At 37.5% G+C, this 12,949-nt stretch carries 9 protein-coding genes; all 9 read left to right on the top strand.

Going from position 1 to position 12,949, the window contains the following annotated elements:
• The first annotated feature begins 112 nt into the window (after positions 1–112).
• The 9 genes from rplJ (at position 113) to rpmF (ending at position 12,925) form a co-directional block, all read left to right on the top strand.
• The gene (rplJ, locus tag GYM75_RS11000; RefSeq protein ID WP_025316516.1) at positions 113–610 is read left to right on the top strand and encodes a 50S ribosomal protein L10; all 498 of its coding nucleotides are present in this window, start codon (positions 113–115) and stop codon (positions 608–610) included.
• A 58-nt stretch (positions 611–668) separates the two neighbouring features.
• Entirely contained in the window at positions 669–1,037 is a 369-nt protein-coding gene (gene rplL / locus GYM75_RS10995; RefSeq protein ID WP_065559747.1) for a 50S ribosomal protein L7/L12, read from the top strand.
• A gap of 245 nt (positions 1,038–1,282) precedes the next feature.
• Positions 1,283–5,311 carry a DNA-directed RNA polymerase subunit beta gene (gene rpoB, locus GYM75_RS10990; RefSeq protein WP_065559746.1) on the top strand — a complete coding sequence of 1,343 codons (4,029 nt, stop codon included), beginning with the start codon at positions 1,283–1,285 and terminating at the stop codon, positions 5,309–5,311.
• 91 nt (positions 5,312–5,402) lie between these two features.
• Positions 5,403–9,620 carry a DNA-directed RNA polymerase subunit beta' gene (rpoC, locus tag GYM75_RS10985; RefSeq protein WP_220215981.1) on the top strand — a complete coding sequence of 1,406 codons (4,218 nt, stop codon included), beginning with the start codon at positions 5,403–5,405 and terminating at the stop codon, positions 9,618–9,620.
• A gap of 79 nt (positions 9,621–9,699) precedes the next feature.
• A complete protein-coding gene (locus GYM75_RS10980) occupies positions 9,700–10,014 on the top strand; it encodes an antibiotic biosynthesis monooxygenase (protein WP_220215980.1) in 315 nt (104 codons plus the stop codon).
• 449 nt (positions 10,015–10,463) lie between these two features.
• The gene (locus GYM75_RS10975) at positions 10,464–11,060 is read left to right on the top strand and encodes a LemA family protein (protein WP_220215979.1); all 597 of its coding nucleotides are present in this window, start codon (positions 10,464–10,466) and stop codon (positions 11,058–11,060) included.
• Between the two features lie 8 nt (positions 11,061–11,068).
• Complete coding sequence (locus GYM75_RS10970; RefSeq protein ID WP_220215978.1) at positions 11,069–11,986, top strand: YgcG family protein; 918 nt, start codon at positions 11,069–11,071, stop codon at positions 11,984–11,986.
• 257 nt (positions 11,987–12,243) lie between these two features.
• Positions 12,244–12,753 (top strand): 23S rRNA accumulation protein YceD, encoded by a 510-nt coding sequence (gene yceD, locus GYM75_RS10965; RefSeq protein ID WP_220215977.1) that lies wholly within the window; start codon positions 12,244–12,246, stop codon positions 12,751–12,753.
• 4 nt (positions 12,754–12,757) lie between these two features.
• Positions 12,758–12,925 carry a 50S ribosomal protein L32 gene (gene rpmF / locus GYM75_RS10960; RefSeq protein ID WP_025316508.1) on the top strand — a complete coding sequence of 56 codons (168 nt, stop codon included), beginning with the start codon at positions 12,758–12,760 and terminating at the stop codon, positions 12,923–12,925.
• Positions 12,926–12,949: the final 24 nt, after the last annotated feature.

Raw genomic sequence — 12,949 nt, 5'->3', positions numbered from 1 at the left:
CTGATAAGATATAATACAGGAATTCTGCTCATCGTGGTTGTGCTAACTATATTGTTATAGTTAGTTTAAATAAGTCTAGGCTTTGCCTAGTTTTAATCCAGGAGCAAAACCAATGGCACTAAATCTTCAAAATAAACAAGAAATTGTTGCTGAAGTTAATGAAATCGCCAAAGGTGCGCTATCTGCAGTTGTTGCCGATTCTCGTGGCGTAACTGTAGAAAAAATGACTGCATTACGTAAATCTGCTCGTGAAGCGGGTGTTTATATGCGTGTTGTTCGTAATACGCTATTACGCCGTGTTGTAGAGGGCACTCAATATGAGTGTTTAAAAGATACGTTTGTTGGTCCTACTCTAATTGCGTTTTCAAACGAGCACCCAGGTGCTGCTGCGCGTATTTTTAAAGCGTTTGCAAAAGAAAACGATAAATTTGAGATTAAAGCCGCAGCCTTTGAAGGTGAGTTAATTACTGCAGCGAACATTGATCGCTTAGCAACATTACCTACTTATGAAGAAGCATTAGCTCGCTTGATGTCAACCATGAAAGAAGCCGCAGCAGGCAAATTGGTTCGTACTCTTGCAGCTGTTCGTGATCAAAAAGAAGCTGCTTAATTAGCAGTATGATGACGAATTTTATTAATTAAAAATTGTAAATTTGGGAAACTATATTATGTCTATCACTAAAGAACAAATTTTAGATGCAGTTGCTGAAATGTCTGTAATGGACGTTGTTGAACTAGTATCTATGATGGAAGAAAAATTCGGTGTTTCTGCAGCAGCAGCTGTTGCAGTTGCAGCAGCAGGTCCAGCTGAAGCAGCTGAAGAGAAAACTGAATTTGATGTAATCTTAAAAGATGTTGGTGCAAATAAAGTAGCTGTTATCAAAGCAGTTCGTGGTGCAACTGGTTTAGGCTTAAAAGAAGCTAAAGATCTTGTTGAATCAGCTCCTGCAACAGTTAAAGAAGGTGTTAGCAAAGCTGATGCTGAAGAACTTAAAAAGGCACTTGAAGAATCTGGTGCAGCTGTCGAACTTAAATAAGTTAATCGATAGCAAGCTAAATGGCTGGGGGTTTTACCTCCAGCCTTTTTGCGCTGTAAAAAGTCGAAGAATTTTATTTGAAGACTATCAATAAAAAGCAATAAAGAAATAGTATATTTATTAAGCCTAATCAATTGATATTTATAGATATTTTCGATGAGGTGTCAGGCGTTATTATTCGATTGAAGTGCTCCTGATGAATATTTAATCATGCTAAAATAGCAGATAAGCAAGTTGAGGAACTAATGGTTTACTCTTATACCGAGAAAAAACGAATTCGTAAGAATTTTGGTAAGCGTCCACAAGTCTTGGATATACCGTATCTTCTTTCTATTCAACTTGATTCGTTCCAGAAATTTATTGAGCAAGATCCAGAAGGTCAGTATGGTTTAGAAGCCGCTTTTCGTTCAATATTTCCGATAAAAAGTTATAGTGGTAATGCTGAGTTACAATACGTGAGCTTTAAGATGGGCGAACCTGTGTTTGATGTAAAAGAATGTCAAATTAGAGGGATCACTTACTCAGCACCGTTGCGCGTAAAATTACGTTTAGTTATTTATGATAAAGATGCACCAGAAGGAACTGTAAAAGATATTAAAGAGCAAGACGTCTACATGGGCGAAATTCCTTTAATGACGGACAATGGAACATTTGTAATCAATGGTACCGAACGGGTAATCGTTTCACAATTACATCGTAGTCCAGGTGTGTTCTTTGATAGTGATAAAGGTAAAACACACTCTTCTGGTAAAGTTTTATATAATGCTCGGATTATTCCTTATCGTGGCTCTTGGCTTGATTTCGAATTTGATCCAAAAGACAATCTTTTTGCTCGTATTGACCGTCGTCGTAAACTTCCAGCAACAATTATTTTGCGCGCATTAGGTTATGAAACAGAAGAAATTTTAAATATCTTCTTTGAGAAAACCATTTTTGAAGTTGGCAAATCCAAATTAAAAATGGATTTAGTCCCAGAGCGTTTACGTGGTGAAACAGCCTTATTTGATATTGAATCAAAAGGTAAAGTGTACGCTGAAAAAGGTCGCCGTATTACTGCACGTCATATCCGTGAATTAGAAAAAGATAAAGTAAGCAAAATTGATGTACCTGTTGAATACATCGTTAATAAAGTGCTTGCTAAAAACTATGTCAATGACGCGACAGGTGAAGTCATTGCATTTGCTAATACACCAATTTCATTAGAATTGTTATTAGAATTAACGAATGCAGGCTACAAAAAAATTGAAACATTATTCACCAATGATCTTGACCATGGGGCGTTTATCTCTGAAACATTAAATGTTGATTCAACACGCGATCGTTTAGGTGCATTAGTTGAAATTTATCGCATGATGCGACCAGGTGAGCCACCAACAAAAGAAGCTGCAGAAGCGTTATTTGACAACTTATTCTTCTCTGATGAACGTTATGATTTATCAGCGGTTGGTCGAATGAAATTTAATCGTTCTTTAGGTCGTGATGATATTGAAGGTCAAAGCGTCTTAACTAAAGATGATATCGTTGACGTTATGAAGAAATTAATCAGTATTCGTAATGGTCATGGTGATGTTGATGATATCGACCACTTAGGTAATCGTCGTATTCGTAGCGTTGGTGAAATGGCAGAAAACCAATTCCGTATTGGTTTAGTGCGTGTTGAAAGAGCCGTAAAAGAGCGTTTATCTTTAGGTGATCTTGATTCATTAATGCCACAAGATATGATTAATGCTAAACCAATTTCAGCGGCAATCCGTGAGTTCTTTGGTTCTAGCCAGTTATCTCAGTTTATGGATCAAAATAATCCATTATCTGAAATTACGCATAAACGTCGTATTTCTGCATTAGGTCCGGGTGGTTTAACTCGTGAGCGAGCAGGCTTTGAAGTCCGTGACGTACATCCAACTCATTATGGTCGTGTATGTCCGATTGAAACGCCTGAAGGTCCAAACATCGGTTTGATTAACTCGTTAGCGGTCTATTCTCGTACTAATGAGTATGGTTTCTTAGAAACACCATATCGTCGAGTGATTGACGGTGTTGTGACTGATGAAATTAATTATTTATCAGCAATTGACGAAAGTGAATTTGTTATTGCACAGGCGAACTCAAACCTTGATGAGGAAGGTCGCTTTAAAGAAGATTTAGTGACTTGTCGTTTAAATGGTGAGTCGGGCTTATATAGTCCTGAACAAGTTCATTATATGGACGTTTCAACACAACAAATCGTGTCAGTTGGTGCGTCATTAATTCCATTCTTGGAACATGACGATGCGAACCGTGCTTTGATGGGTGCAAACATGCAACGTCAAGCAGTTCCGACATTAAAAGCGGAAAAACCATTTGTTGGTACCGGTATGGAACGTGCGGTAGCTGTTGACTCAGGTGTAACAGCCGTTGCTCGTCGTGGTGGTACTGTTCAATATGTTGATGCGTCACGTATCGTAGTCAATGTAAATGCCGATGAAATGTATGCGGGTGAAACAGGGATTGATATTTATAACTTAACTAAATATACCCGTTCTAACCAAAATACCTGTATCAATCAAATTCCATGTGTGGAATTAGGCGAAAAAGTTGAACGAGGTGATGTACTTGCAGATGGTCCATCAACTGATTTAGGTGAACTTGCATTAGGTCAAAACATGCGCGTGGCATTTATGCCATGGAATGGTTATAACTTTGAGGATTCTATTTTAGTTTCTGAAAAAGTGGTACAAGATGATCGTTTCACCTCGATCCATATTCAAGAGTTATCTTGTGTATCTCGTGATACTAAATTAGGTGCTGAAGAAATCACTGCTGATATTCCAAATGTGGGTGAAGCTGCGCTTTCTAAATTAGATGAATCAGGTATTGTTTATATCGGTGCTGAAGTTAAAGGTGGTGATATTCTTGTTGGTAAAGTGACGCCTAAAGGTGAAACACAATTAACACCAGAAGAAAAATTACTACGTGCAATTTTTGGTGAAAAAGCATCTGACGTTAAAGATACGTCTTTACGTGTACCAAATGGTGTTTCTGGTACGGTTATTGATGTCCAAGTCTTCACTCGTGATGGTGTACAAAAAGATAAACGTGCACTTGAAATTGAAGAGATGCAACTTAAACAAGCAAGAAAAGATTTAACTGAAGAGCTTAAAATCTTAGAAGCAGCTTTATTTGCGCGTATTCGTGATGTGTTAATTTCAGGTGGTATTAAAGCTGATAAATTAGATGCCTTACCACGAGAAAAATGGTTAACAATCGGTATTTCAAACGAAAGCAAACAAGCACAGTTAGAGCAACTTGCTGAACAGCACGAAGAAATTAAACTTGAGTTTAACAAAAAGCTTGAAGCTAAACGCATGAAGATTACACAAGGTGATGATTTACAACCTGGTGTGCTCAAAATTGTTAAAGTTTACTTAGCGGTTAAACGTCAAATTCAGCCTGGTGATAAAATGGCGGGTCGTCATGGTAACAAAGGGGTTATCTCTAAGATTAATCCAATTGAAGATATGCCATATGATGACAAAGGTCGTCCAGTCGATATCGTGTTAAACCCACTAGGGGTTCCGTCTCGTATGAACATTGGACAGATCCTAGAAACCCACTTAGGTATGGCGGCTAAAGGTATTGGTCAAAAAATTGATACAATGCTTAAAGAGCAGCAAGAACTTGCTAAATTACGTGAGTTTATCCAAAAAGCATACGATCTTGGTTTAGGTGCTGCACAAAAAGTAAATGTTGCAGAATTTACCGATCAAGAAGTCATGACATTGGCACAAAATTTACGTAATGGTATGCCACTTGCTACACCAGTGTTTGATGGTGCAAAAGAGCAAGAAATCAAGTCATTACTAGAATTGGGTGATTTGCCGACTTCAGGCCAAATTACATTGTATGATGGTCGTACAGGTGAGCAGTTTGAACGTCCGGTAACAGTAGGTTATATGTACATGCTGAAATTAAATCACTTAGTTGATGATAAGATGCATGCACGTTCTACAGGTTCATATAGTCTGGTTACTCAACAGCCATTGGGTGGTAAAGCTCAATTTGGTGGTCAGCGTTTCGGTGAGATGGAAGTATGGGCACTTGAAGCTTATGGTGCTGCTTACACACTACAAGAAATGCTAACGGTTAAATCAGATGACGTAAACGGCCGTACTAAGATGTATAAAAATATTGTAGATGGTGATCATCGTATGGAACCTGCGATTCCAGAATCATTTAATGTATTGTTAAAAGAGATTCGTTCGCTAGGTATTAATATCGAGTTAGATGAAGAGTAATCTTCACTAATTAAAAATGATTTCTATTTATAGGGATAACTTATTAGCAATAATAAGTTATCTAATTGGTTTAACTCCATAGGAGCCAATTGTGAAAGACTTACTAAAGTTTCTAAAAGCACAGACAAAAACAGAAGATTTTGATGCTATCAAGATAGGTCTTGCCTCTCCTGATATGATTCGCTCATGGTCTTTTGGTGAAGTTAAAAAACCTGAAACAATCAACTATCGAACGTTCAAACCTGAGCGTGATGGATTGTTTTGTGCGCGTATTTTTGGACCAGTTAAAGACTATGAATGTTTATGTGGAAAATATAAACGTTTAAAACACCGTGGTGTGATCTGTGAAAAATGTGGCGTTGAAGTAACACAAGCGAAAGTACGTCGTGAGCGTATGGGGCATATTGAACTTGCATCGCCAACTGCACACATCTGGTTTTTAAAATCATTACCATCTCGTATTGGTTTATTGTTAGATATGCCACTTCGTGATATCGAACGTGTTCTTTATTTTGAATCATTTATGGTTCTTGATGGTGGTATGACCAACTTAGAGCGTGGTCAAATCTTAACAGAAGAGCAATATTTAGATGCGTTAGAAGAGTTTGGTGATGAATTCGATGCTCGCATGGGTGCCGAAGCTATCCAAGAGTTGTTGCGTAATATTGATGTACAAGCGGAATGTGAAGCTCTACGTGACGAACTTTCAACAACAAACTCTGAAACAAAACGGAAGAAAATCACTAAACGCATTAAGATTATTGAAGCATTCATTCAATCAGAAAATAAACCTGAATGGATGATCTTAAACGTATTGCCTGTGTTGCCACCAGATTTACGTCCATTAGTACCACTTGATGGTGGACGTTTTGCAACATCAGATTTGAATGATCTTTATCGTCGAGTGATCAACCGTAATAACCGTTTAAAACGTTTATTAGACTTAGCTGCGCCAGATATTATTGTACGTAATGAAAAACGTATGTTACAAGAATCTGTCGACGCATTATTAGATAATGGTCGCCGTGGTCGTGCTATTACCGGTTCAAACAAACGTCCATTAAAATCACTTGCCGATATGATTAAAGGTAAGCAAGGTCGTTTCCGTCAAAACCTATTAGGTAAACGTGTTGACTACTCAGGTCGTTCTGTAATTACAGTGGGACCATACTTGCGTTTACACCAATGTGGTTTACCGAAAAAAATGGCACTTGAGCTTTTCAAACCATTTATCTACGGTAAATTAGAGCGTCGTGGTTATGCAACAACCATCAAAGCTGCGAAGAAAATGGTTGAACGTGAAGATGCGATTGTTTGGGATATCTTAGATGAAGTTATCCGTGAACATCCAGTATTACTAAACCGTGCACCAACACTTCACAGATTGGGTATTCAAGCATTTGAACCTATCTTAATTGAAGGTAAAGCGATTCAGTTACATCCATTAGTTTGTGCGGCATTCAATGCTGACTTCGATGGTGACCAAATGGCGGTTCACGTACCATTAACCTTAGAAGCGCAATTAGAAGCGCGTGCGTTAATGATGTCAACCAACAACATTCTTTCGCCTGCGAGTGGTGAGCCTATTATTGTTCCTTCACAGGACGTGGTATTAGGTCTTTACTATATGACTCGTGATAAAGTCAATGCGAAAGGTGAAGGCATGATTTTAACCGGTCCTAAAGAAGCAGAAAAACTGTATCGTTTAGGTCTTGTTGAGCTACATGCTAAAGTTAAAGTGCGTATCACTGAAAGCCAACGTAATAGTGTTGGTGAGTGGGAAGAAACAACTTCAGTTATTGATACTACTGTTGGGCGTGCTATTTTATGGTTGATTATGCCAAAAGGGATGAGTTACTCAGTGATTAACCAACCACTTGGCAAAAAAGCAATTTCACGTATTTTGAATATTTGCTATCGTCAACTCGGTATGAAAGAAACCGTAATTTTGGCTGACCAAGTGATGTATACCGGTTTTGCTTATGCTGCACGTTCTGGTGTTTCAGTTGGTATTGATGATATGGAAATTCCGGCTAAGAAATTACAAATCATCAACGAAGCTGAAATTGAAGTTGCTGAAATTCAAGAGCAATTCCAATCAGGTTTAGTCACAGCAGGTGAACGTTATAATAAAGTTATCGATATCTGGGCAGCAGCCAATGAACGTGTTGCAAAAGCCATGATGGATAACTTATCAACTGAAAAAGTGATTAATCGTGAAGGTAAAGAAGAAGTACAATCTTCTTTCAACAGCATTTATATGATGGCCGACTCAGGTGCGCGGGGTTCTGCAGCACAGATTCGTCAGTTAGCAGGGATGCGTGGTTTGATGGCAAAACCGGACGGCTCTATTATCGAAACACCAATTACAGCAAACTTCCGTGAAGGATTAAACGTACTTCAGTACTTTATTTCTACCCATGGTGCTCGTAAAGGTCTTGCTGATACAGCGTTAAAAACGGCGAACTCTGGTTATTTGACTCGTCGTTTAGTTGATGTTGCACAAGATTTAGTTGTTATTGAAGACGATTGTGGCACATTAGAAGGCGTAGTGATGACACCGGTTATCGAAGGTGGAGATGTTAAAGAGCCACTTCGTGAACGTGTATTAGGTCGTGTAACGGCTGAAGATGTGTTAAAACCAGGCAGTGCCGATATCTTGATTCCACGTAACACATTACTTGATGAAAGCTATTGTGATTTACTAGAAGCTGAATCGGTTGATAGTGTTAAAGTTCGTTCTGTTGTTTCGTGTGATACTGATTTTGGTGTTTGTGCGAAATGTTATGGTCGTGACTTAGCACGTGGTCACTTAGTGAATAAAGGTGAAGCAATCGGTGTTATCGCAGCTCAATCAATCGGTGAGCCGGGTACACAGTTAACCATGCGTACGTTCCATATCGGTGGTGCGGCATCAAGAGCGGCAGCAGAATCAAGTGTTCAAGTTAAAAACAAAGGTAGTATTAAATTAACTAATGCTAAATTTGTGACTAACCCAGACAAGAAATTGGTTATTACATCACGTAATGCTGAGTTAACGATTATCGATGATTTAGGTCGAATGAAAGAGACTTACAAAGTTCCTTATGGTTCGATTTTAACAAAAGGTAATGGCGCAGCAGTCGATGCTGGTGAAACAGTTGCTAACTGGGATCCGCATACAATGCCAGTTATCTCTGAAGCGAAAGGCTTTGTTAAATTTGTTGATATGGTTGATGGTCAAACGATTACCCGTCAAACCGACGAATTAACAGGTTTATCATCGATTGTTATTTTAGATGTCGCTGAGCGAACAGGTGTAGGTAAAGATTTACGTCCAGCAATCAAGATTGTTGATGCTAAAGGTAAAGATATCTATGTTGCAGGTACTGAAATGCTTGCACAATACTTCTTACCAGGTAAAGCATTAGTTCAATTAGAAGATGGTTCAGAAATCAATGTGGGTGATACACTTGCACGTATTCCACAAGCCTCTGTAGGGACTAAAGATATTACCGGTGGTTTACCACGCGTAGCTGACTTATTTGAAGCTCGTAAACCGAAAGAATCAGCTATTCTTGCTGAAATTGATGGTATTATTTCGTTTGGTAAAGAGACCAAAGGTAAACGTCGCTTGATCATCACGCCATTAGATGGCAGTGAACCATATGAAGAGATGATTCCTAAATGGCGTCAACTTAACGTATTTGAAGGCGAACAAGTTGGACGTGGTGATGTGATTTCGGATGGTCCTGAATCAGCACATGATATCTTACGTCTACGTGGCGTAAATGCGGTAACACGTTACATTGTTAACGAAGTTCAAGAAGTTTATCGCCTGCAAGGTGTAAAAATCAATGATAAGCACATTGAAGTTATCGTTCGTCAGATGCTGCGTAAAGCAACGGTTATTCATCCGGGTGGTTCTCGTCTACTTGACGGTGAACAACTTGAAGTTTCACGCTTGAAGATTATTAATCGTGAACTTGAAGCACAAGGTAAAGAACCAATTGTTTATTTACACGATCTACTTGGTATTACTAAAGCATCATTAACAACTGAATCGTTTATTTCTGCGGCATCGTTCCAAGAAACGACTCGCGTATTAACCGAAGCAGCAGTTGCTGGTAAAAACGACGAATTACGTGGCTTAAAAGAAAACGTCATTGTTGGTCGATTGATTCCGGCTGGTACTGGTTATGCTTACCATAAAGAGCGTTTACGTAAACGTGCAGTACCATCAAATGATGATATTCAAACAACAATTTCTGCTGAAGAAGCAACAGCTAACTTAGCTGAGTTACTTAATTCTGCAGAAGAAAACCAATAGTCAGTAGGACGAGTTATTAAAATAGCACGTGATCGCACGTGCTATTTTTTTATCTCAAATGAAATGAAAGGAGTTTTATATGTATATTGTTATGAACCGTTTTAAAATAAAACGAGGTAGTGAAGAGACTTTTATTGACATATGGCGTAATCGTGATAGCCATTTGAAAGAGATGAAAGGATTTAATCGTTTTTACTTTCTACAAGGAAAAACTGAACAGGATTATACTTTATTTTCTTCATTTGCCGAGTGGGAATCAAAAGCTGATTTTGAAGTCTGGGTAAATTCAGATCACTTCAAACATACTCATCGTAATACGAATAATCGACCGAATAATAGTGATATCTATTTTGAACCGGCACAATTAGAATGTTTTGATGTTTTACTAAAATAATAAATTTGATGAAACAAGCAAAAATCTAATATTCCGATTCATCATTAATTCATTAAGGTTATGTGAGCAATAATCCAATAGTGACATAATGGAATTTAATAATAAGTTATGATTATACTTCGCAAAGTTTATAAAAATAGCTATAATACAATCTAACTATTATAAAAATGTTGGTGTGATTAGCGTATATTTATTCTAAAAAAATACAAAACTAATGAAAAATTGAGCTAATCCACATTGAATTACTTTTTTCCTGACTATCTTTTCTTTATTACTTATAGTGTTCTTTTTAGTTCCGATTCAAATCATGTTTATGTATTAATGATATTCAGTACTCATTTCATATATTGATCTATATTTTGATGTCCTTAGTTTAATTGTTATTAGTTTCGATTAGTTGTGTTTTTCTACATTACCTATTAATTAGACAATTTTATAAGGGGTTTACGATGAAATCAAAACTTGTGTTACTCATTATTGCGTTACTTATTGTTGCCGGATTCATTTTTTTTAAAAACTACAATAGTATCCAAACTCAAGATGAAAAAGTGGCGGCTTCATGGTCAGAAGTTATTAACCAGTATAAACGTCGAGCAGATTTAGTCCCTAATTTGGTTAATACTGTTAAAGGATACGCGACACACGAGAAAGAGGTGTTTACACAAGTCACTGACGCCCGAGCCAAAGTTGGTTCAATACAATTAAATGCAGATCAACTTACCGATCCTGCTTTATTTTCTAAATTTCAGCAAGCACAATCTGAATTGAGTTCTGCATTAAGTCGTTTGATAGCAGTTAGTGAAAATTATCCAGAGCTTAAAGCTAATACATTATATCAAGATTTAATGAGCCAACTTGAAGGTACTGAGAACCGTATTGCTGTTGCTCGAGGACGCTACATTGAAGCAGTGCAAAATTTCAATATTTATATCCGTCAATTACCCACAAAATGGGTAGCAGATGTTTTAGGCGTGAAACCAAAACAACAGTTTAGTGTTGAAAATGAAAAACAGATTTCTAATGCACCTGCAGTTAATTTTGGGTAGTGAATATAATGAAGAGATACTTTCCAGTTAGCTTATTGTTAATATTCAGTTGGTTTTGTTTTGGGCTGACTGAAATTCCACAATTTACCCGGCGGGTGATTGATACGACAAATACACTGACGCCATCACAAATTGATGATTTAGAATCGAGCCTAATTGAATTTGAAAAACCAAGAACTGACGGTGCTCAAATTATCATATTAATGATTGCAAAACTTGAAGATGAAACCATTGAACAATGCGCGACTCGAGTTTTTGCTCAATGGGGAATAGGAAAAAAAGGACAAGATAATGGTATTTTATTATTAATTGCTAAAGACGATAGACGTATGCATATTGAAGTCGGTTATGGGTTAGAGGGAACCATAACCGATTTAATTGCTAGCCATATTATTCGTGAACAATTAACACCGGAATTCAAACAAAATAACTATTATCAAGGTATCAAAAATGCTATATCCGTCTTGAAACAAAAAATAGATAACTCAGAACCCCTAGGTAATGAAAATAGCAATGAATCCGATATTGGTACGCTACTTGCTGGTGAATTTGGTGCTAAATTATTTAATTATGGTTTGGTCTCTTTTTTCATTTGCTTTGTTATTAATAGTATTATTCCGCTAGGATCGTCTAAACGCTCTGCCAGTCGAAATTTGGGTACTGGGCTACTTAATGGATTATCAGTAGGTGGGTTTACCTTATGGAATGGTCATTCTATATCCATTGCTTTTATCTTATTATTCTTGGCGTTTGTCATGAGTACGATTGCGAGTGGATTTTTACGAATAAATGGTAGCAGTGGTTCAGGTGGCGGCGGATTCCGTGGAGGAGGTTTTGGCGGTGGAGGGTTTGGAGGCGGCTCAGGAGGATTTAGCGGTGGCGGAGGTGGTCGTAGTGGTGGTGGAGGCGCTTCTGGTAGCTGGTAAATTGATTAGAAATCGTTTTAATTTGTTTGTCTAAAATTGGCTTATAATTATCAAATAAAAATCTCAAATTTGATGTTTTTTATATTATTGAAATAATGGAGTAATAAAAATATCAAGCCAATAATCAACGACTAAAACAAATTATCTTATACGATCCCATTGACGAAACCTTGATTTAAAGGTAATATGCGCGCCTTACGGCATCGTGTAGTTTTTAACTATACTAAATAATTTTTTAAGGTAGATGTGCATATTTTATGCAAAATAAATTGCCATTAACGATCGACCCTATTAAAGCTGCACAGAAACGACTTGATTATGTTGGATATTATCCAGCAAAAAGTGTAACAAGGGTTGAAAGTCCAAAAAGTGATATCGAGTGCCGCTTATCCTTTGATTATGATGAGCAAAAACTCTGTGTTATCAACATTGATGCGAAGATAACGTTGGAACTGATTTGCCAACGTTGTTTTAAACCTTTTATCACTGAAATTCATGTGATGAATAAATTTAGTCCTGTAAAGAGCGATGCTCAAGCAGAGACACTACCGGAACATTATGAACCTGTTCTGATGAACGAGTTCGGTGAAGTGGATATATTAGCGTTACTTGAGGACGAAATTATTCTCTCGTTACCAATTGCGCCGGTACATGATAGTAAACACTGCGAAGTGTCAGAGGCAGATATGGTATTTGGTGATATTCCAAAAGAGAATGAAAAGCCAAATCCATTTGCAATTTTAGTTAGTTTAAAGAATAAGGGGTAAATCCATGGCTGTTCAACAGAATCGTAAAACTCGTGCAAAACGTGGTATGCGTCGTTCACATGATGCATTAACTGTTGCTAATATCTCAGTTGATGAATCAGGTAAAACACATTTACGTCATCACGTAACCGCTGATGGTTATTATCGTGGTCGTAAAGTGATTTCGAAATAATTACTGCGAATTTAGAAATCCTCA

The sequence above is a fragment of the Gilliamella sp. ESL0441 genome, assembly GCF_019469185.1.
Lineage (GTDB): Bacteria > Pseudomonadota > Gammaproteobacteria > Enterobacterales > Orbaceae > Gilliamella.
Note: the sequence above shows the minus strand (reverse complement) of the source record. Positions and strands in the feature narration are given on the sequence as shown.